Annotated in this window: 19 protein-coding genes; 2 read left to right on the top strand and 17 right to left on the bottom strand. The window is 68.4% G+C overall.

The annotated features are described in order from the left end of the window. Window positions 1-32: 32 nt before the first annotated feature. The 6 genes from C1922_RS00760 to glnA form a co-directional block, all read right to left on the bottom strand. Window positions 33-326, bottom strand: a complete 294-nt coding sequence (locus C1922_RS00760; protein WP_108748036.1) for a hypothetical protein — start codon at window positions 324-326, stop codon at window positions 33-35. A gap of 90 nt (window positions 327-416) precedes the next feature. Continuing rightward, window positions 417-1,571: an MltA domain-containing protein gene (locus tag C1922_RS00755; protein WP_108748035.1), complete on the bottom strand. Its 1,155-nt coding sequence runs from the start codon at window positions 1,569-1,571 to the stop codon at window positions 417-419. 81 nt (window positions 1,572-1,652) lie between these two features. After that, on the bottom strand, window positions 1,653-2,399 hold the full coding sequence (locus C1922_RS00750; RefSeq protein WP_108748034.1) for an N-acetylmuramoyl-L-alanine amidase: 747 nt from the start codon (window positions 2,397-2,399) through the stop codon (window positions 1,653-1,655). Window positions 2,400-2,507: 108 nt separating this feature from the next. After that, entirely contained in the window at window positions 2,508-3,935 is a 1,428-nt protein-coding gene (gene amt / locus C1922_RS00745; RefSeq protein ID WP_108748033.1) for an ammonium transporter, read from the bottom strand. Between the two features lie 22 nt (window positions 3,936-3,957). After that, window positions 3,958-4,296: a P-II family nitrogen regulator gene (locus C1922_RS00740; protein ID WP_199912210.1), complete on the bottom strand. Its 339-nt coding sequence runs from the start codon at window positions 4,294-4,296 to the stop codon at window positions 3,958-3,960. Between the two features lie 344 nt (window positions 4,297-4,640). Further along, window positions 4,641-6,050 carry a type I glutamate--ammonia ligase gene (gene glnA / locus C1922_RS00735; RefSeq protein ID WP_108748031.1) on the bottom strand — a complete coding sequence of 470 codons (1,410 nt, stop codon included), beginning with the start codon at window positions 6,048-6,050 and terminating at the stop codon, window positions 4,641-4,643. A gap of 223 nt (window positions 6,051-6,273) precedes the next feature. Between glnA and C1922_RS00730 the strand changes: the two genes are divergently transcribed. Then, entirely contained in the window at window positions 6,274-7,068 is a 795-nt protein-coding gene (locus tag C1922_RS00730; protein ID WP_108748030.1) for an undecaprenyl-diphosphate phosphatase, read from the top strand. Window positions 7,069-7,140: 72 nt separating this feature from the next. Beyond that, window positions 7,141-7,974: an META and DUF4377 domain-containing protein gene (locus tag C1922_RS00725; protein WP_108748029.1), complete on the top strand. Its 834-nt coding sequence runs from the start codon at window positions 7,141-7,143 to the stop codon at window positions 7,972-7,974. A 200-nt stretch (window positions 7,975-8,174) separates the two neighbouring features. Here the strand turns inward: C1922_RS00725 and C1922_RS00720 are convergent, their stop codons facing one another. The 11 genes from C1922_RS00720 to C1922_RS00670 form a co-directional block, all read right to left on the bottom strand. Next, on the bottom strand, window positions 8,175-8,783 hold the full coding sequence (locus tag C1922_RS00720) for a YbhB/YbcL family Raf kinase inhibitor-like protein (RefSeq protein ID WP_108748028.1): 609 nt from the start codon (window positions 8,781-8,783) through the stop codon (window positions 8,175-8,177). Window positions 8,784-8,793: 10 nt separating this feature from the next. Beyond that, window positions 8,794-10,872: a tetratricopeptide repeat protein gene (locus C1922_RS00715; RefSeq protein ID WP_108748027.1), complete on the bottom strand. Its 2,079-nt coding sequence runs from the start codon at window positions 10,870-10,872 to the stop codon at window positions 8,794-8,796. A 56-nt stretch (window positions 10,873-10,928) separates the two neighbouring features. Further along, a complete protein-coding gene (locus tag C1922_RS00710) occupies window positions 10,929-11,963 on the bottom strand; it encodes an alpha/beta fold hydrolase (RefSeq protein WP_108748026.1) in 1,035 nt (344 codons plus the stop codon). Window positions 11,964-11,970: 7 nt separating this feature from the next. Continuing rightward, window positions 11,971-12,762 carry a lysophospholipid acyltransferase family protein gene (locus tag C1922_RS00705; RefSeq protein ID WP_108748025.1) on the bottom strand — a complete coding sequence of 264 codons (792 nt, stop codon included), beginning with the start codon at window positions 12,760-12,762 and terminating at the stop codon, window positions 11,971-11,973. Window positions 12,763-12,949: 187 nt separating this feature from the next. Beyond that, window positions 12,950-13,783, bottom strand: coding sequence for an MBL fold metallo-hydrolase (locus tag C1922_RS00700; protein ID WP_108748024.1), 834 nt, complete (start codon window positions 13,781-13,783; stop codon window positions 12,950-12,952). Next, on the bottom strand, window positions 13,770-14,777 hold the full coding sequence (locus C1922_RS00695) for an NAD-dependent epimerase/dehydratase family protein (protein WP_108748023.1): 1,008 nt from the start codon (window positions 14,775-14,777) through the stop codon (window positions 13,770-13,772). The genes C1922_RS00700 and C1922_RS00695 overlap by 14 nt, the downstream gene beginning before the upstream one ends. Continuing rightward, window positions 14,777-15,796 carry a 3-oxoacyl-[acyl-carrier-protein] synthase III C-terminal domain-containing protein gene (locus tag C1922_RS00690; protein WP_108748022.1) on the bottom strand — a complete coding sequence of 340 codons (1,020 nt, stop codon included), beginning with the start codon at window positions 15,794-15,796 and terminating at the stop codon, window positions 14,777-14,779. Before C1922_RS00690 ends, C1922_RS00695 begins: the two co-directional genes overlap by 1 nt. 5 nt (window positions 15,797-15,801) lie before the next feature. Then, window positions 15,802-16,236, bottom strand: coding sequence for a hotdog fold thioesterase (locus tag C1922_RS00685; RefSeq protein WP_108748021.1), 435 nt, complete (start codon window positions 16,234-16,236; stop codon window positions 15,802-15,804). Window positions 16,237-16,245: 9 nt separating this feature from the next. After that, window positions 16,246-18,297 (bottom strand): phospholipase D family protein, encoded by a 2,052-nt coding sequence (locus C1922_RS00680; protein WP_108748020.1) that lies wholly within the window; start codon window positions 18,295-18,297, stop codon window positions 16,246-16,248. Then, window positions 18,294-18,920, bottom strand: coding sequence for a YceI family protein (locus C1922_RS00675; RefSeq protein WP_108748019.1), 627 nt, complete (start codon window positions 18,918-18,920; stop codon window positions 18,294-18,296). Before C1922_RS00675 ends, C1922_RS00680 begins: the two co-directional genes overlap by 4 nt. Before the next feature lie 4 nt (window positions 18,921-18,924). Further along, window positions 18,925-19,401, bottom strand: coding sequence for a histidine phosphatase family protein (locus C1922_RS00670; protein WP_108748018.1), 477 nt, complete (start codon window positions 19,399-19,401; stop codon window positions 18,925-18,927). Between the last annotated feature and the right edge of the window lie 17 nt (window positions 19,402-19,418).

Below are 19,418 nucleotides of genomic sequence, written 5' to 3'. Positions count from 1 at the left end.
GAGCATGGCTCGACTCTACAAGGGCGGGTGGCTTACACCGGGTAGCCGGTGGCTTCGCGGGCCTTTTTCCAGGCGCTTTCGAATTCGCGGGCGCTGATTTCGTCGTCTTCGTCGAAATCCAGGAACGAGACGGGCTGGTCGGCCAGCACGAAGCGGTCGTCGCTGTGGCCGTGCTCGTCGGCCCAGACCAGCTTGGTGCCGTAGATTTCCACCTGGCGCACGATCTTCTCGCCGCGGGCTTCCATCAGCACGTTGCCCTTGCCCAGGCCCGATTCGGCCCAGTGCTTGTAGTACTTCTTGGCGGTGCTGTTCTTGATGTTCTTCATTGCTGCGGCCGGATAGTTCGGAATGGCGCCATTATCAGGCATCCGGGGTCAGAGCCCTTGCCGGCGCCAAGGGATCCGACCCCGGCCGGGTCAGTTCGGCAGGGCGGCGCCCTTCGGCCACAGCAGCCAGATGCGGCCCTGCTGCTTCATGTCGCCGGCCAGCTTGCCGGCGGCGTCGCCGCTGCCCCAGTACAGGTCGGCACGCACTTCGCCGGCAATCGCGCCTCCGGTGTCCTGAGCGGCCACCGGCCGCACCACCGGGCTGCCATCCGGACGCGTGGTGGACAGCCACAGCAGGCTGCCCAGCGGCACCACGCTGCGGTCGACCGCCACGCTGTAGCCGGCGGTGAGCGGTACGTTGAGCGAGCCGCGCGGGCCTTCCGCGCTGTCGGGGTTGCGCACGAAGAACACGTAGCTGGGGTTGCTGCGCAACAGCTCCGGCACGCGCGCCGGGTGCAACTTCGCCCAGGCGCGGATCGCGTCCATGGTGACGTCTTCCTTCTTCAGCTCGCCCTGGTCCACCAGCCAGCGGCCGATGGCGCGGTAGGGGTGGCCGTTCTGTTCGGCATAGGCCAGCCGCACCTGGCTGCCATCGGCCAGGCGCACCCGGCCCGAGCCCTGGATCTGCAGTAGTTGCAGGTCCATCGGGTCGGTCAGCCAGGCCAGCACCGGGGCCTTGGCGCCCTTGGCCGCGATGGTGCCGGCATCGTCGTAGGGCTTGAGCACCTTGCCGTCCAGCCGGCCGCGCAGACGCTTGCCCTTCAGTTCCGGGTACAGGCTGTCCAGCTGCACCACGATCAGATCGTCGGGCGTGCCATACACCGGCACCGTGGCGCTGGCCGTGCGGGTCAGGCTGCCGGAGTAGATGGGTTCGTAGTAGCCGGTGATCAGGCCCTGTTCGCGATGCCCGCCGGCGCGCAGTGCATAGACCTGCAGATCGCGCTGCAGGAAGGCGCGGATGGCGGCCGGGTCCTTGTCGGACACCGTGGCTGCGGTCGTGCAGGGCTGGGCCCAGACCGCATCGTTCTTCAGGCGGCTGCAGCTGCTGCGCCAGGCGCTGAAGCCAGCCAGCAGGTCGGCATCGGAAACGACCGGCAATGCATTCCAGTCGGCCTTGGCGTAGGTGGCGGCAGCCGGAGGGGCGGCCGGTGCGCCCGGGCCGGTGCCGGTGGTGGCACAGCCAGCAAGCAGGGCAACGGCCAGGAAGGTGAGGAGCGCGCGCGGTGACGACGTGACAGTGATCATCGTCGCAATGTAGTGGGGCCGACGGTGGCCCGGCAACCTTGCGCAGGGGTAGCGCCGGGCCACGCCCGGCGGGTGATCAGGCTACGGTGTCTGCAGCAGCAGCGAATGCAGGATGCGCGCGTCTTCGGCGTCCAGCGTCTTCGGCAGATCGTCACTGCCGCGGAAACGGCGATGGAACGCGGCAACGGCGGCCTCGCGATCATCCAGCGGGTAACCAAACCGCGCCATGGCATTCCACGCATCGAAACCTTCCGGTGCGGGGCCATCGCTGGCGCGCGGCCACACGCCGAAACCGGCGGCGGCCAGCTGCTGCCACGGGAAGAAACGGCTGGGATCGGCCTTGCGCGTGGGTGCCAGATCGGCGTGGCCGATCACCTGCCGCGGCGGAATATTCAGGCGCGTGGTGAGATCACGCAGCAGGACGATGAGCGCGTCGATCTGCGCCGCGGTGAATGGCGTATGCCCGTTGTTGTCCAGCTCGATGCCGATCGACGTGGAATTCAGATCGGTGAGCGTGCCCCAGCGGCCGGCGCCGGCATGCCAGGCACGGCGTGCATCGGCCACCAGCTGGTAGCGATGGCCATCGGCGCCGATCAGGTAGTGCGCACTGACCGGGCCGCCGCTGTTGCCGGTGCGCAGCGTGTGCAGGCTCTGCTGCACCGATTCCTGGTCGGTGTGGTGGATGACGATGGCCACCGGGCCACGCGCATTCTGGTTGGGTGATGGCACCCACGTGGCCAGCGGGTTGCGGACATCCTGCGGCGTGGACGCGCAGGCGGCCAGCAGCAGGCAGGCCGAAAGCAGGAGGGACGTGCGGATCGGGTGCATGCCCTGATTGTGCGCGATCAGGCGCGACGATGCATGCCCATGGAGGAGATCCACGCCATGGATGGATGTGCTGTGGCGGGCGACCTTCGCAGGCCGCCCGCCGTTGCATCAGGCCTCGTAGGCCGATTCACCATGCGAGGTGACATCCAGGCCGGTACGCTCGGCCTCTTCGGTCACGCGCAGGCCCACCACCACCTTCACCAGCAGCAGGATGAGCGCGGTCACCACCGCCGACCAGACCACGGTGAGGCCAACGCTGACCACCTGCACCCAGACCTGGTGGCCGATATCCAGATCGGCCTTGGTGCCGCCCAGCGACTGCGCGCTGAACACACCGGTGAGGATGGCGCCGACGATGCCGCCCACGCCATGCACACCGAACACATCGGCGGTGTCGTCCACCTTCAGCAGGCGCTTCAGGCCGGTGACGCCCCACACGCAGACCACGCCCGCGACGAAACCAATCACGATCGCGCCCAGCGGGCCAACGGTGCCGCACGCCGGGGTGATGCCGACCAGACCGGCTACCGCACCCGACGCTGCACCCAGTGCCGACGGCTTGCCCTTGGTGATGGCTTCCACCAGGGTCCAGCCCAGCACCGCAGCGGCGGTGGCCAGCACGGTGTTGAGGAAGGCCAGCGAGGCGACGGTGTCGGCGGCCGCAGCGGAACCGGCGTTGAAGCCGAACCAACCCACCCACAGCAGCATCGCGCCGATATAGGTGAACGGCACGTTGTGCGGCTTCAGTGTGGTCTGACCGTAGCCCAGGCGCTTGCCCAGGAACCACGCGCCGACCAGGCCAGCTACACCGGCGTTGATGTGAACCACGGTGCCACCGGCGAAATCGATCGCGCCCATCTCACCCAGGTAGCCGCCACCCCAGACGATGTGCGCCATCGGGATGTAGCTGAGGGTGAACCACAGTGCCGAGAACAGCAGCACCGCGCGGAACTTGATGCGTTCGGCGAAGGCGCCGACGATCAGTGCGGTGGTGATGCCGGCAAAGGTGGACTGGAAGGCAACGAACAGGTAATCGGGCAGGCCCTTGATGGGCGTGTTGCCGACCGAATCGGGGGTGAAGCCCTTCAGGAAGGCAAATTCGGTGAACGAACCGAAGAACGGATTGCCGGCGCTGAACACCGCGCTGTAGCCGTAAGCCACCCACAGCAGCAGCACCAGCGAAAACACCACCAGGATCTGGCTGAGCACCGACAGCACGTTCTTCGAACGCACCAGGCCGCCGTAGAACAGGGCCAGGCCCGGCACCACCATCAGCAGCACCAGCAGGGTGGAAGTGAGCATCCAGGCCACATCGCCGTGGTCGAACGTCGGCGCAGCCGCTTCAACGGCCACCGGTGCGGCCGCAGCCGGGGCCTGCAGCGGTTCAACGGCCACGGTTTCATTGGCCAGCGGGGTAACCTGGGCCTGGGCATGGGCAGCGCCCGGCCAGACGCCAGCGGCCAGTGCGCTGAGCAGCATCAACAGGCACACCAGATGGAACCGGGCTTGCCACCCGGCGAGAAGGCGCATCTTCATGGGGGAATCTCCGGAAGGGGGCTTACAGCGCGTCGGCGCCGATTTCGCCGGTGCGGATACGGATGACCTGCTCGACGGCGGTGACGAAGATCTTGCCGTCGCCGATCTTGCCGGTGCCTGCCGAATTCTGGATCGCTTCGATCACCGCTTCGGCACGCTCGTCGGTGACCACGGTTTCGATCTTGATCTTGGGCAGGAAATCGACGACGTACTCGGCGCCACGGTACAGCTCGGTATGGCCCTTCTGGCGGCCGAAGCCTTTCACTTCGGTCACGGTGATGCCCGACACGCCAGCGTCGGAAAGGGCCTCGCGGACCTCGTCGAGCTTGAACGGTCGGATGATGGCGGAGATCAGTTTCATGCGCATGTCCCGATGGTGGATGGGGCCACGGCGCGGTTGCGCGGTGGCATCAGGCAACCACGGGCCATCGATGCGATGGCCGTGGCTGTTGCACCGGACACGAACGGGGCCGGGACGGCCGTGCCTCTCTCCTTGCACGGCCGACGCGGGAGGGAGGGCGGCCCATGTCGCGTGTCCGGTCTCTCTTGCCCCTGGATCAGCGGACTGACAGTCCGCTCTACCAGAACGGACCAACAGTCCGCTCTACCAAGGCGGGCACAGGGCCCGCCATGCGGCTCCCCAGCCGCAAAGATCGGAGGCGATGGCGACGGGTGGGAGGGGTACCCGCCGCCATCGCCGCCCAATCAGTTGGCGTAGTACATCTGGTATTCCAGCGGGTGGGTGGCCGCGCGGAACTTGGTCACTTCCTGCATCTTCAGCGCGATGTAGCCGTCGATGAAGTCATCGCTCATCACGCCGCCGGCCTTCAGGAACTCGCGGTCCTTGTCCAGCGCTTCCAGGGCCTGGTCCAGCGAGGAGCAGACCTGCGGGATCAGCTTCTCTTCTTCCGGCGGCAGGTCGTACAGATCCTTGTCGCTCGGTGCGCCCGGGTCGATCTGGTTCTTGATGCCGTCCAGGCCGGCCATCATCAGCGCGGTGAAGGTCAGGTAGCCCGACTGGATCGGATCGGGGAAGCGCATTTCAATGCGGCGCGCCTTCGGGTTGGACACCCACGGAATGCGGCACGAGGCCGAACGGTTGCGGGCCGAGTAGGCCAGCATGACCGGGGCTTCGAAGCCCGGCACCAGGCGCTTGTAGCTGTTGGTGCCCGAGTTGGCGAAGGCGTTGATGGCCTTGGCGTGCTTGAAGATGCCGCCGATGTACCACAGCGCCAGCTGGCTCAGGCCGCCGTAGCCGTCGCCGGAGAACAGGTTGGTGCCGCCCTTGGACAGCGACTGGTGCACGTGCATGCCGCTGCCGTTGTCGCCGACGATCGGCTTGGGCATGAAGGTGACGGTCTTGCCGTTACGGTGCGCCACGTTCTTGATGACGTACTTCATGCGCAGCAGTTCGTCGGCCTTCTGCACCAGGGTGCTGAACTTGGTGCCGATTTCGCACTGGCCAGCGGTCGCCACTTCGTGGTGCTGCACTTCCACTTCAATGCCGACCTGTTCCAGCGTCTTGCACATTTCGGCGCGCAGGTCGTGCAGCGAATCGGTCGGCGGCACGGGGAAGTAGCCACCCTTCACGCCGGGGCGGTAGCCGCTGTTGGTGCCGTCCATCTTGGCGCCGCTGTTCCAGGCCGCTTCTTCCGAATCCACCTTGAAGAAGGTGTTGCCCATTTCATTGGCAAAACGCACGGCGTCGAAGATGAAGAATTCCGGCTCCGGGCCGAAGAACGCGGTTTCGGCGATGCCCGACGACTTCAGGTAGGCCTCGGCGCGCTTGGCGATGCCGCGCGGGCAGCGGCCGTACGGCTGCATGGTGGCCGGGTCGAGGATGTCGCAGCTGATCACGATGGTCGGATCGGCGTAGAACGGATCGACATAGGCGCTGGCCGGATCCGGCAGCAGGACCATGTCCGATTCGTTGATGCCCTTCCAGCCAGCGATGGAGCTGCCGTCGAACATCTTGCCCTCTTCGAACAGCGACGGCTCGACGATGCTGACCGGGAAGGTGACGTGCTGTTCGACGCCACGCATATCCACGAAACGCAGATCGACGAATTCGATCTGGTTGTCCTTGATCAGCTTCTCAACGTTTTCCACGGACATCGGTACGACCTCGGGTGGGAATGAATGCCTGCTGAGGTAGAGCAATGACCGTGCCAACTTTTTCGTGTACGCAACTGCTTGATTTGCAATGGCACGCCCCAGCGGGGTGCACGACCGCGTGCACCAAAGGGGTGCACAGCGACCCGCGCGCACCCGTTTGGTGCGGCAGGGATGGTCTATTCTCTCGGGCTTGTTCCCGCCACCGAACGTGCCTGCCCTGCCCATGTACGACCTGCTCTCCGCCCTGCTGCTGGGCATTCTCGAAGGCCTGACCGAATTCCTGCCGATCTCCAGCACCGGCCACCTGCTGATCGCCCAGCACTGGCTGGGTCCGCGTTCGGATTTCTTCAACATCATCATCCAGGCCGGCGCTATCGTGGCGGTGGTGCTGGTGTTCCGCCAGCGCCTGTGGCAACTGGCCACCGGGCTGGGCCAGCGCGAGAACCGCGACTACGTGTTCAAGCTGGGCGCCGCGTTCCTGGTGACCGCCGTGGTGGGCCTGCCGGTGCGCATGCTGGGCTGGGAGCTGCCGGAAACGGTCAGCCCGGTGGCCTGGGCGCTGATCATCGGTGGCATCTGGATGCTGCTGGTGGAGGCCTACACCACGCGCCTGCCCGACCGCGACCAGGTGACCTGGACCGTGGCCATCGGGGTGGGCCTGGCGCAGGTGGTGGCCGGCGTGTTCCCCGGCACCTCGCGTTCGGCATCGGCGATCTTCCTGGCCATGCTGCTGGGCCTGAGCCGACGCGCGGCCGCCGCTGAATTCGTCTTCCTGGTGGGCATTCCCACCATGTTCGCCGCCAGCGCCTACGCGTTCCTGGAACTGGCCAAGGAAGGCAAGCTGGCCAGCGAGAACTGGACCGACGTGGGCGTGGCCTTCGTTGCCGCGGTCATCACCGGCTTCGTCGTAGTGAAGTGGCTGCTGGGCTATATCAAGTCGCACCGCTTCACCGCGTTCGCTTTCTATCGCATCGCGCTGGGCGCGGCGCTGCTGCTGTGGTTGCCGTCCGGCAGCTGAACCACGCCGGGGCAGGCCAACCCCCTGCCCGGCCGTGATCCGTTTGCATCCGGGTTCCCAAGGAGATCCACCATGAAGCGCACCGTTACCCTGCTCCTGCCGCTGGCCCTGCTGGCCGCCTGCAGCCAGGCCCCGACCACCGCACCGGCCGGCACCGGCGGCGATGACCTGGCCCCGGCGGCCGCCAAGGCCGGCGACCAGAAGGCCGTGGCCCATCTGGACGCGCAGCGCCTGCAGGGCCAGCACTGGCGCCTGCAGCAGGCCACCGGCGCCGACGGCGCACGCATCGACGCGTTGTTCGCCCGCAGCGACGCGCCGGTCACGCTGGATTTCGCCGACGGCCGCGTGTCGATCAGCAACACCTGCAACCGCATGGGCGGCAGCTACACCCTGGCCGATGGCACGCTGACGATCAGCCCGATGGCATCGACCCAGATGGCCTGCACCGACGCTGCGGTGATGGCGCTGGATGAAGCGATATCCAGCCGCCTGCAGGGTGAACTGAAGACCGCCCAGGGTGCCGACGGCAGCCTGACCCTGACCACCGCCAAGGGCGAGGTACTGGTGTTCGCGGCCGAACCCACCGCGGAGACGCGCTACGGCGGGCCGGGCGAAACGGTGTTCCTGGAAGTGGCAGCGAAGACCGCCAAGTGCTCGCACCCGCTGATTCCGGACTACCAGTGCCTGCAGGTGCGTGAAGTGAAGTTCGACGACAAGGGCCTGAAGCAGGGCACCCCGGGCGCGTTCGAGAACTTCTACGGCAACATCGAGGGTTACACCCACGAAGACGGCGTGCGCAACGTGGTGCGGGTGAAGCGCTACGCAGTGAAGAACCCGCCGGCCGATGCACCGTCGCAGGCGTACGTGCTGGACATGGTGGTCGAGTCTGCCATCGAGAAGAAGTAAGTAGCGTCGAGCTTGCTCGACTGCTTCTCATACAGTCGAGCATGGCTCGACTCTACAGGGGGCGTAGTCGAGCATGGCTCGACTCTACAGGGGGCGTAGTCGAGCATGGCTCGACTCTACAGGGGGCGTAGTCGAGCATGGCTCGACTCTACAGGGGGCATAGTCGAGCATGGCTCGACTCTACGAGGGCGCGGTCGGGCTTACAGCGCGGGGTTCAGCGTGTAGGTGCCGTGCAGCGCGGCTTCGGCCAGCACGTGGCCGTGCATGGCGCGGTAGGCGTCGGCTGCGGTGAAGCGCTGCGGCAGGTCCAGGCTGGCCACGTCCAGGGCGAACACACGGAAGAAGTAGCGATGCACGCGCTCGTCGTTGAACGGCGGGTACGGGCCGTCATACCCCAGGTAATCGCCGGCCATGTCCGGATTGCCGGCAAACCAGCCGGTGAAATCGTTCACGCCCTGGCGGCTGCCGACCGGGCCGGTGGGCGCGGTCTTGCCCTTCACCACGAAGCCATCGCTGCAGCTGCCGGCGGCGATCTCGTGCACGTCGGCCGGAATATCGGCCATCACCCAATGCACGAAATCGCAGCGCGGCTGGTCGCGCGGCACGGTCATGTCGCTGCGGCCGACGGTTTCCGGCACGGTAGGAACATCCGGATCCACGCACACCAGCAGGAACGAACGGGTGCCGGCCGGCACCTCGCTCCAGGCCAGGTGCGGGTTACGGTCCGGCGCAAAACCATTCGCATCGCCGGCGGCGAATTCGCGCGGCACCGGGGCGCCGTTGACCAGGCTGTGGCTGCTCAGTTGCATCAGGCTCTCCTTATTCTTCCGGGTAACCCAGGCGCACCGCGACCGGGGTGAGCTGGGCGAAGGCGGCGCTCATCACGTCGCTGTAGGCGCGCCAGTGGCCCGGCGGGAAGCGCGGTGCACCCAGCTGCGGGGCCACCGGCATCGGCCGCTCGAACAACTGTTCCAGCATCGCCGCCATCGCGCGCGGATCATTGCCGATGGCATCGATGCGCAGCAGCACGTGCGGGTACAGATCGTCCTCGTGCAGGCTGGCCACCTGGGCCAGCGCGCGTGCCAGCCACTCGGCGGCCTCGGCCAGCGAGGTCATCGCCAGCGGCGCGGCCGAGCCGTAGGCCACCCAGTCCAGCAGCATGTCGCGCGGGTCGCGCAATACCACCAGCAGGCGGCCCTGCGGCAACTGCGGGCGCAGCGACCACAGCAGCGCGTTGTCCCACCACAGCAGCCAGTCGATGATGGTGTCATCTTCCACGCCACGTGCCGGCAGCTGCTCGCGCCAGCGCTGCACCAGACGTTCCGGGGTCAGCACGCCCGACGCCAGATCCTGCAGGGTGTGATAGTTCTGGAAGGCATCGTCGGGCGGGGTGTTGGTGTAGCGATCGCTGCGCAGCACCGGGCTGGCGGCAGCCAGACCGGTGGCAACCCGTTCCACGCCCGACCCCGGTGCGCCCCACAGGAAGATCGGCGCCGAACCGCTCTGGCGCGTTGCCTCGTCAATCTCGGCCAGCGCCGGCCAGCTGGGCGGAGCCTTGGCCTGCGGCGGCAGCGGCAGGCGCTGCGGGGCCTGCTCGGTCTGCAGGGCCAGCCAGGTACGCAGGGCATCGGCCGGCTTGCCGGCGCGGTCCTGTACTTCGCCCAGCCAGGTACGCAGGTCGCTCTGCGCGCCCTCGCCTGCCTGGCCGATCAGCGCCTGCACACGGGCAATGGCGGCGTCGGGGTCACGCTGCATCAGGCCGTCGATCAGGCGGGTTTCAGCACTCACCCGGCCCGGTTCCAGCGCCACGATGCGTTCGGCCACTGCTTCGGCCTCGGCGTGCTGGCCGGCCATGTCGTGCAGGCGCATGCGTGCTTCCAGTGCCGGCAGGTGCGCAGGCATGGCCGCAATCCAGCGCTCGACCACCGCCACGGCGGCATCGCTGCCCACTTCTTCCACGGCCAGGCGGGCCAGCCAAGGGTCGTGCAGCGAAGCGTTCGCCTCCAGCACCGCGTCCAGGCGTGCGCGCGCTTCTTCCTCGCGGCCCAGTCGCTGCCAGGCCATCAGCAGCAGCTGCAGCACCTGGCGGTCTTCGGGCTGGGAATCCAGCAGCGGCAGCAGGTGTTCCAGTGCCTGCAGCGGCTGGCCGCTGCGCAGCGACAGTTCACCGGCCAGGCGGCGCATCGGCGGCACGTCCAGCGACGGCTGCTGCAGGGCGACCTGCATGGCCTCGGCGGCGGCGTCCAGGTTGCCCTGGCGCAGCGCCAGCTGCACCACCAGGCCATGCAGCGAGGTGATGGCCGGGTTCAACACCAGCACGCGGCGGAAGGCCTGTTCGGCGAAGGCCAGCATGTCCTTGCCCAGGTAGGCAAAGCCCAGCGCGTACAGCACGCGCGGGTCATCCGGCAGGGCCTGGCCCGCGGCCGACAGCAGGGCCAGCGCGCGGTCGGCATCGCCGCGGCGCAGCGCCACCATGCCATCGATGGTCAGCAGTTCCGGATGATCCGGCTCCAGCCGGCCGGCCAGGGTGGACAGGCGCTGCGCTTCATCGAAGTCGTTGCGGCTGATCGCCAGGTGGGCCTGCATCAGATAGGCCGGGAACGCGTTCGGATTCAGGTCGGTGGTGCGCAGCAGCGCATCGTCAACACCGTCGAACTGGCGCAGGGCGAGCAGCAGCCCGGCCTGCTGCAGGTGCAGCTGGGCGTCGTCGGGGGCCAGTTGCAGTGCCTGCTGCAGCGCGTCCAGCGCGGCCTGCGGCTGGCCCTGCTGCTGCAGCGCAAGCGCCAGCCAGCGGTGGGCCTGGGCCTGGCCCGGTTCGTCGTGGGTCCACGCCTGGGCCAGCTGCACGGCCTGGTCGGCCTGGTTCTGGCGCAGCGCCTGGATGATCTGGTCTTGCATGGCGGTCCGGTTCAAGTGCAAACCCGCATTGTAGCGGGCCGCGCGGTGCTGCCGGTTCAGCCGCCCAGTACCCGGCGCAGGCGCTGGGCCACCCAGCGTTCGGAGAAGCCATCGCCACGCCAGTTTTCCAGAAACCCGCAGTGGCCACCCCAGCACGCGGTTTCCAGCCGTGCCTGCTGCGGCAACTGCCAGTTGCCGAAGGTGGAGTACGGAATGACCGGGTCGTCCTGGGCCATCAGGATATCGGCCGGCACCTGCAGCGTGGACAGGCGATCGCCGGCGATGGAATAGCCGTCGAAGTAGGCCTGCAGCGAGCCGAAATCGGTATGCCGTTCCACCAGCCAGGCGGTGAGCGCGCGGATGTCCAGCTTCAGCACGCGGTCGTCGCAGTCGCTCAGTTCAGGGAACAGATCGCGTTTGCGGCGCAGCGAGCCGGCCCACTTGCGGCGGAAGTACCAGTCGTACATGGCCGGACCGTTCTCGATGCTTTCCATGGTCAGGGCCGGGTCCAGCACCGGGCAGACCGAGGCCACCTGCAGCAGCGGCACGCTGGCGGCGGGCGCGCGCAGGGCCAGCCGCAGCACGAAGTTGCCGCCCAGCGAATAGCCGGCGGCCACCAGCGGCAGCCCCGGCCAGCGCCGCGCGATATCGCCGGTGGCCTGCACCACTTCGTCGATGCGGTTGGAATGGAAAATGCCGGGATTGAGGTGGTGGGTGTTGCCGTGGTCGCGGAAGTTCAGCCGCACCACGTCGAACCCTTCTTCGATCATGCGCGCGGCCGCCATGCGCATGTAGCTGGATTCGGCGCTGCCTTCCCAGCCGTGCAGCAGCAGGGCCATGCCCTTGGGCTCGCGCCCTTCGATGTAATTGTGCCAGCCCTGCAGGCGCACGCCATCGCCGCCGTCCAGGATCAGTTCTTCACTGACCGCACCGGTGGCGGCCAGCAGCAGCAGGCCGCGCTGCAGGCGCATGCGGCTGGAGCTGAGCATGGACTGCAGGTGCGGGTTGCGCAGCCAGCGCGGCGGCTGGTAATCGGCCGCAGTGAGCATCGGCGGTACGGCCGACAGGGACGGTGGCGGGTCTATGGCCACCGCGGCCTTACGCCGTTTCCATGGCCGCGACGATGCGCGCGCGCGAGGTTTCGGCGATGCGCCGGCGGCCTTCCAGGTCCTGCGCTCCGATCGGGGCCAGGAAGTGCACTTCCGCGCGCCGCGCCGGTTCACCCAGCAGGCGCAGGAAGTTGGCGAAGAAACTTTCGCCGGGGCCGAACGCCACGATGGTCTGCGCGTTGCCGTGCGCGCCGTAGATCAGCGCCACCGGCTGCACCGGCACGCCGGTTTCGACCGCGGCCTGGAAGATGCGCGCGTGGAACGGGCCCACTTCGTGGCCGCCACGGGTACGCCCTTCCGGGAACACACCCACGCCCTTGCCTTCGCGCAGGCGCTCGGCCATCACCTGCATCACGCCACCGAGCGATTCAGTGTTGCCGCGCTGGTGGAAGATGGTCTGGCCACGTGCGGCCAGCCAACCCACCACCGGCCAACTGGCGATTTCGCGCTTGGCCACGAAGCCCATCATGCGCTGGCTGTGCAGGATGCTGATGTCGACCCAGCTGACGTGGTTGGCGACGAACAGCACGGCGCCGGGCAACGGCTCGCCCACCCGTGACAGGCGGAAGCCGAAGATCCACATCAGGCCGCCCTGCCACAGGTTCACCACCTTGGCGCCCAAGCGGACCTGGCCGACACGGATATCGGCCCACGGCGGAAGCATGCCGATCAGGGTCAGCGGCAGGAACACGAAGATATGGACCAACAGCAGCGGTACGCGGTACAGGTAACGGCACACACGCGCCACGCCGCCGCGGGGGGCCGGAGTGGGGGAAGTCATCCGCGAACGATACCGGAGGGCTGCCATCGCTGCCAGCCGATTTCGGCCATAAGTCCTATTGACGGGGGCCATGGGCAGGAACACGGTGTCCTGTTGACGGCGCCGTATGGCGGTAGCGTCGGGCTTGCTCGACGGCTTCTGGCGCGGAATCAACCGGGCCGCGAAGGGCAGTCGAGCAAGCTCGACTCTACCGGGGCGCGCGCGGCCGCCACTGCCCGCAATGCGCCGGCACCAGCTGCAGGTCATCCACCTGCCGGCCGACGTGCTGCAGGCGCTGCAGGGTCTGGCGGTAGGCGCCGGTGTGACCCAGCAGGGCGGTGACCAGGCGCGGCGGCGGCACGCCATCGGCAATGGCGCCACTGGACCACGCCGCGTCGGCCACCAGGAACACCGGGCGGCCGTCGGCCGCTTCAAACAGCAGCCCGTGCTGACCCACCGCGTGGCCGGGCAGCGGCACTGCCAGCAGGCTGCCATCGCCCAGCACGTCGCGCCCCTTGCCGAAGGCAGCGAACGCAGCCGGAAGGTCCACTTCCCGCAGTTCTTCCAGCCAGCGCATGCGCGGGGCGGCATCGCGGGTCAGCGCGGGCAGCAGGCCCACGCTGAGCGCGCGCAGGCGGCCGCGTGCGGCCTGGTCCTGCCAGGCGGCGCGCGAACACAGCAGCGGCACGCCGGGAAAGTCGAGTACGCCGCCGACGTGGTCGCCATGCAGGTGCGACAGCACTACCTGGTGGATCTGATCGGTGCCGATGCCACGCTGCTGCAATTGTGCGCGCACGCTCTGCCCAGGAGCCAGGTGCACCGGCGTAACCCACCGGTACAGGCGCTCGGGAAAGCGCTCAGTGGCCTGCAGGAAGGCGTCGGAATAGCCGGTGTCGAACAACAGGTAGCCGCGCTGCGGGTGGCGCAGCAGTGCCACCAGCGCAGGGAATTCGCAGCGATGCCAGCTGGCCCCCTGGCGCACCGCCCGTTGCCGGTGCACGCAGTGGCCGGCTTCCAGCAGTTCCCACTCAAAGCGCACCATCACGCCCCCCGCTGCGGTGCCAGTGGTCGGCGAACTGCAGCAATGCGGCCTGCACGCCTACCTGCGGCTGGTAGCCCAGGTCACGCCGTGCGGCGCTGATGTCCAGGGTCTGCGAATAGCCAAGCACGCCCACGCCGTAGCGGGTCAGGCGTGGTTCGGGGCAACCCGGGCGCAGCCGGGCCAGTGTCTCGGCGACGCCGGCGGCAACCAGCGCGACGCGGCGCGGTACGTTGCGCAGCTGCACCTGCAGCCCCATCGCCTGGAACAGCCCCTGCACCAGCGCGCGCACGGCCACCGGTTCGCCGGCACTGATGTTGTAGGCGCGCCCTGCGCATGCGTGGCCGGCGCGCAGGGCGCAGCGCACTGCCTGCACGGCATCGTCCACCGGGGTCACGTCGATCATCGCGCGGCCCGCATGGATCAACGGGAAGCGGCCACCAGCGGCCACGGCCAGCAGGCGCGGCAGGATGGCTCGGTCGCCCGGGCCGAACACCGCGCGCGGGCGCAGCACCACCGTGTGCAGGCCCTGCCCTGCGGCGCTGGCCACGGCCTGTTCCGATTCCCACTTGCTGCGCGCGTAGTCGGTGACCCAGCGCGAGGGCGGCTGGAAGGCTTCGCCCACGTTGTACTGGTCGGCGAAACGGAAATAGATGCTGGGCGAGCCCAGGTGGACGAAGCGGTCCACGCCGGCCGCCTGTGCGGCCTGCAGCAGGCGCTGGGTAGCCAGCACATTGGCACGCTGGAAGTCTGCCGCCGGGCCCCACGGCTGGGACAACGCCGCGCAGTGCACCACGGCCTGGCAGCCCTGCAGCAGGGGCTGCAGCGGCGCCTGCGCCAGATCGCCGGGCCAGGCTTCGATGCCGTCGAGTGCAAGCGGCTGCAGGCGGGCCAGATCGCGGCCACTGGCGCGTACCTGCCAGCCGTCGCGGGCCAACGCGCGTGCCACGTGCTGGCCAATGAAACCGCTGGCGCCGGTAACCAGGACGCGCGCCATCAGTAGCGCAGCACCGCGCCGCCCAGGGCCAGGCCGGCCCCGGTACCGATCAGCAGGGCGTGCCCGCCGCGCACCAGGCGGCCATCGAGCAGGGCATGGTGCAGGGCCATCGGCAGCGATGCCGCCAACTGGTTGCCGTGCTCGGCCAGGATGCGCACCAGCCGCTGCGGCGGCAGGCCCAGCACGCGCTGCAGGTGGTCCAGGGCCTGGCCGCTGGCCTGGTGCGGCACGATCACATCGCAGCCCTGCAGGTCGATGCCGGCGCTGCCCAGCAGCTCCTGCAGGAAACCGGGAAGGCGCCGCGCCGCTTCGCGGTACAGCGCGCGCCCCTGCATCTGGAAGTAGTGTGCGGCGCGGTAGGCCTCGGGCGCATCGTGCAGGCGCATGCCGGTGCCGCAGGTCCGCACCTGGCACAACGCCGCACCATCGCCGTAGCTGCGCAGGCGCGTGGCCAGCAGGGCCGATGCCTGGTCGTCGCTGGCATGTTCGACCAGCACCGCCACGGCGCCATCGCCGAACAACGGCGCGGTCAACGGGTCATCGGGGTCGAGCCCGGCGCTGGGAATATCACTGCACACGATCAGCACGCGCCGGTAGCGCTGCAGCGCCAGTAGGCTGCCGGCCATTTCCAGCGCCACCACGAAGCCCAGGCAGGTGGCATTCACATCGAACGAAGGCACACCGCTGTCGCCCAGCCCCAGCGCACGCTGGATCAGCACGGCCTGGCAGGGAATGGCCTGTTCCATCACCCCGCACGCGGAGATGATGCAGTCGATGTCGCCCAGACCCAGCCCGGCCCGCTGCAGCGCATCGCGTGCGGCCTGCGCCCCCATCCACGACGCACGCTCATCTGCATCGGCATGGGCGCGGCTGGCCACGCCACTGTGGCGTTCAACCCAGCCTGCCGGCTTGTTCCAGCGCTGGTCGAACACGGTCGAGGCGATGCGCCGGCGCGGCAGCCAGGCGCCGCTGGACACGATGCGCAGCGGCAAGGCTGCGCCGGAAGGCAACGCGGCCACCTGAATCAGCCGTGGCCTGCTGCAACCACCGCCAGGGTCAGCCGGGACACACACACCAGCTTGCCCTGCTCGTCTTCAATGCGGATTTCCCACAGCTGGGTGCTGCGGCCCACGTGCAGCGCACGCGCCGTGCCGGTGACCGTGCCCGAGCGCACTGCGCGCACGTGGTTGGCGTTGATCTCCAGGCCCACGCAGATCTGCTTGGCGGTATCCACGCACAGGTTGCCGGCGCTGCTGCCCAGGGTTTCGGCCAGCACTACCGAGGCGCCACCGTGCAGGATGCCGTACGGCTGGCGGGTGCGTTCGTCCACCGGCATGGTGGCCTGCAGCCAGTCCTCACCGGCGGCGCTGAAGACGATGCCCAGCGACTGGATGGCGGTGTTGCGGCTGAGCGCATTGAGCTGGTCGATCGAGACGGCTTCGCGGAACACCTGCGGCATGGGGCACCTTCAGAGAATGGGAACGAGACCGGCGCCGAATGCGGTCAGCATGCGCACCAGCAACCACTTCGGGCCGACGTTGACTTCCGGGAAGTCACCCACGGCCACATAACACGTATGGAAATCCGGGCTCTGCCGCGGCAACGGCTGCGGGCAGTCCGGGCCGGGCTGGAACTCATAGTCGGTGGCATAGCGCCACGGCCAGAAATCGAGGATGGGCAAGGCTTCGGAGGCCTTGCCCACGCTGTAGTTCAGCCCGGACAACACCGGCGGCTTGGTGCGCGGCGCCACCGTCCACGCGTTCTGCGGGTGGGTGTCGCGCAGGATGCTCTGCGCCAGCTGTTCGGCGAACACCGGGTCGTCGATGATCACCGCGCCTTCGGTGTTGTAGTTCTCGCTGCGCGGATCGAAGTTGTGGGTACCGACCACGCCGATGCGGCGGTCGACCACCAGCGACTTGGCGTGCAGGCCCATGCGCGCGCCCTTGCGGGTGACCGGCAGGGGCTTGTTCACGGCCTTGCTGCCCAGGAACGAGGGGCGTGTTTCGGTACGCAGCAGGCGGGTTTCCACCTCGCTGCCGGCGGCGCGACGGCGCGCACGGCCGTTTTCGTAGGCACTGCCCAGCCGCGGGTTGACCCGGCGCACCGGCTCGCTGTCCACCTGCGTTGCGGCTGGCGCATCGTTGCCGCCGGCATTGCTGCCGGCCGCGCTGCCCCCGATCAGGCTGCTGCGGCCGCTCGTTTCGGTGGCCGTGCCGGCAATCGGGTCGGGCAGCAGGTTGCGGTAGTCCACCGGCGCATCCAGCGGGAACGGCTTGTACTCGAAGATGTTGAAGCCCAGTTCGCGCATGTTGCGCCGCTTGTACTTGTACGACAGCGCATAGACGATGGGGTTGTCGGTGGCCGCCAGGCTGTTGCTGGACACCACGATGCGCGGCGGCTCGGGCCGCTTGCGCAGGTCGCGGAACAGCGCCTGGGCCGGCTTGGACAGCACCAGGTACGGGGTCTGCAGGATCACTTCCTTCTGAGCACCGGCAATCAGGCTGTCCAGCTGCGGTTCGGTCACGTGCTGGCCGGCCAGAGGTGCATCGGCGCGCTCGCGGCGGTGCTTGCGCGGCAGGTCGGCCACGTAACGCACCGAGGCCACCGGCAGTGCGGTGTCCACGAAACTGCGGGTGATGAAGCCCTGGTCATTGGCCTCCTCGCTGACCCGCTCCACCCGTTCCGGGCGGCGGAACTGCGCGGGCGGCAGCGCCGGCACGCCCTCGTTGAGCAGGGTGCGGCCGACATCGTTCAGGCGCTCGGCCGGCACGCTGCGCGGGGCGCGCCAGAACGCATCGAAGTTGGCGGCCATCGCGCGCGCTTCGGGGCCGGCAATCAACACATCGCGGTCGCGGAAGTTGTATTCGCGGTCCCAGTCGTAATAGTCGTCCTGGTAGTTGCGCCCGCCCACCACGCCGATGGCGTCGTCGATCACCAGCAGCTTGTTGTGCATGCGCTGGTTGAAGCGGCGGAAGCAGCACAGCACGCTGCCGGCGTAGTCGAAGTAATTCAGCCGCGCCTTGCCGAAGGTCGGGTTGTACACCCGCAGCTGGAAGTTCTGGTGGGCCCCGGACAGCGCGCCCAGGATCTGCAGGTCGGATATCGCCGACAGCTGGTCGATCAGTACCCGCACCTTCACCCCGCGCCGGGCGGCGGCCAGCAGTTCGTCGATGACCAGGCGCGCACTGTCGTCCTTGTCGAAGATGTAGGTCTGCAGGTCGATGCTGCGGGTAGCGCTGCGCATCAGGTTCAGGCGCGCCACCAGCGCGCCCTCGCCCTCGTCCAGCAGGGTGGCGTAGTGCCGCGGCTGGGTATCGGTGGATTCGCTGAAGGCACGGCCGGCCAGGGCGCGCAGCGGTGAATCCTGCGCGCAGCGGTCGGCACGCTGGCAATCGACCTGGGCCGAGCGCGCCTGCACGGCGATGGCTTCGGCACGGTCACGCTGGGCGTGCGACAACGACGCACACCCGCTGCCCAGCAACACCGTTGCCAGCGCTACCACGCGCAACAGGAAATTCACGGTTTGGACGCCTCGCTCAGGCGCGCGCGCAATACGAAAGTCACTCGGTCACTCAAGGCAAGCTGCCAGCTGTCCATACCGTACCGGCCTCGTTGCACGGTACCGCGGCTGACGACATCGCAATCATAGCCGGGTCGGCCACATTCCGCCTTCTCTACCTGCAGCGATTCAGGATGGCTGACGCCGCGCAGGGTCAGCCGGCCCCGGATCTCACCGCCACGCTCCACCGTTTCCGGCCAGTACGGCAGCGAGTCGAATTCGACGAAGGGATAGCGCCCGGCATCGAAGAATTCCGGCCCGCGCATCCAGCCGGTGTAGCGTTCCTTGCCGGGAATTTCCACGGTGCGGGTGAACATCTTCAGGTGCACCTGGTGGCGACCGTCGGACAGCACGTCCACCCGCCCTTCGAAGTGCGGGAACACCCCTTCGATGCGCTGGCCCAGCCGCGATCGCACTTCGAAGCCGATCTGCGAGCGTTCCAGGTCCAGCTGCATCGTGCGCCGGGCTTCGCTCACCACCGGCGGCAGGGAGGTGGGGGTGGAGGGCGCCGGCACCCCGGCCCAGGCTGCGCCGGGGAGCAGCAGCCAGGCCAGCAGGCAGCGGCCCGGCAACGCCAGGCTCATGGCTTCACGGCCACCAGAACGCGTTCAGGCTGGCCACGCCGGGTTCGATGCTGGCCTCGCGGGGGAAGCCCAGCACCGCCACGCCCGCCGGCGGCATGCCCCGGTAGTCGCTGCTGGTGCCTTCGGTCATCAGCGCCACCAGCCGTTCCAGGCCAGGGTTGTGGCCCACGATCAGCAGCCGGTCCAGGTCGCGACGGTCATCCACCAGCGCCGCCAGGGTGCCGGGGGTGGCCTCGTAGACACTGTCTTCCAGGCGCTTTTCGACATAGCCGATGGCCGCCATCACCGCTTCCAGCGTTTCGCGGGTGCGCCGCGCCGGCGAGCACAGCACACAGTCGGGCAGCAGGTTGTTGTCCTTCAGCCACTTGCCGGCGGCTTCGGCCTCGGCCAGCCCCACCGGCGACAACGGCCGGTCAAGGTCAGCCTGGCCAGGGGTGGCCGGTTCGGCATGGGCATGGCGCAGCAGGATCAGTTCACGCATTGCAGTTTTCCATTGGC

This window comes from Stenotrophomonas sp. ZAC14D2_NAIMI4_7 (assembly GCF_003086675.1).
GTDB lineage: Bacteria > Pseudomonadota > Gammaproteobacteria > Xanthomonadales > Xanthomonadaceae > Stenotrophomonas.
This window is presented reverse-complemented; position numbering and strand designations above follow the sequence as displayed.

What these genes read in the sequence shown, in the direction of transcription:
- amt (WP_108748033.1), bottom strand. Translation starts at nt 3,935, where the DNA reads ATGAAGATGCGCCTTCTCGCCGGGTGGCAAGCCCGGTTCCATCTGGTG.
- C1922_RS00760 (WP_108748036.1), bottom strand. Translation starts at nt 326, where the DNA reads ATGAAGAACATCAAGAACAGCACCGCCAAGAAGTACTACAAGCACTGG.
- C1922_RS00720 (WP_108748028.1), bottom strand. Translation starts at nt 8,783, where the DNA reads ATGCAACTGAGCAGCCACAGCCTGGTCAACGGCGCCCCGGTGCCGCGC.
- C1922_RS00725 (WP_108748029.1), top strand. Translation starts at nt 7,141, where the DNA reads ATGAAGCGCACCGTTACCCTGCTCCTGCCGCTGGCCCTGCTGGCCGCC.
- C1922_RS00750 (WP_108748034.1), bottom strand. Translation starts at nt 2,399, where the DNA reads ATGCACCCGATCCGCACGTCCCTCCTGCTTTCGGCCTGCCTGCTGCTG.
- C1922_RS00695 (WP_108748023.1), bottom strand. Translation starts at nt 14,777, where the DNA reads ATGGCGCGCGTCCTGGTTACCGGCGCCAGCGGTTTCATTGGCCAGCAC.
- C1922_RS00715 (WP_108748027.1), bottom strand. Translation starts at nt 10,872, where the DNA reads ATGCAAGACCAGATCATCCAGGCGCTGCGCCAGAACCAGGCCGACCAG.
- C1922_RS00705 (WP_108748025.1), bottom strand. Translation starts at nt 12,762, where the DNA reads ATGACTTCCCCCACTCCGGCCCCCCGCGGCGGCGTGGCGCGTGTGTGC.
- C1922_RS00730 (WP_108748030.1), top strand. Translation starts at nt 6,274, where the DNA reads ATGTACGACCTGCTCTCCGCCCTGCTGCTGGGCATTCTCGAAGGCCTG.
- C1922_RS00700 (WP_108748024.1), bottom strand. Translation starts at nt 13,783, where the DNA reads ATGGTGCGCTTTGAGTGGGAACTGCTGGAAGCCGGCCACTGCGTGCAC.
- C1922_RS00685 (WP_108748021.1), bottom strand. Translation starts at nt 16,236, where the DNA reads ATGCCGCAGGTGTTCCGCGAAGCCGTCTCGATCGACCAGCTCAATGCG.
- C1922_RS00740 (WP_199912210.1), bottom strand. Translation starts at nt 4,296, where the DNA reads ATGAAACTGATCTCCGCCATCATCCGACCGTTCAAGCTCGACGAGGTC.
- C1922_RS00670 (WP_108748018.1), bottom strand. Translation starts at nt 19,401, where the DNA reads ATGCGTGAACTGATCCTGCTGCGCCATGCCCATGCCGAACCGGCCACC.
- C1922_RS00675 (WP_108748019.1), bottom strand. Translation starts at nt 18,920, where the DNA reads ATGAGCCTGGCGTTGCCGGGCCGCTGCCTGCTGGCCTGGCTGCTGCTC.
- glnA (WP_108748031.1), bottom strand. Translation starts at nt 6,050, where the DNA reads ATGTCCGTGGAAAACGTTGAGAAGCTGATCAAGGACAACCAGATCGAA.
- C1922_RS00755 (WP_108748035.1), bottom strand. Translation starts at nt 1,571, where the DNA reads ATGATCACTGTCACGTCGTCACCGCGCGCGCTCCTCACCTTCCTGGCC.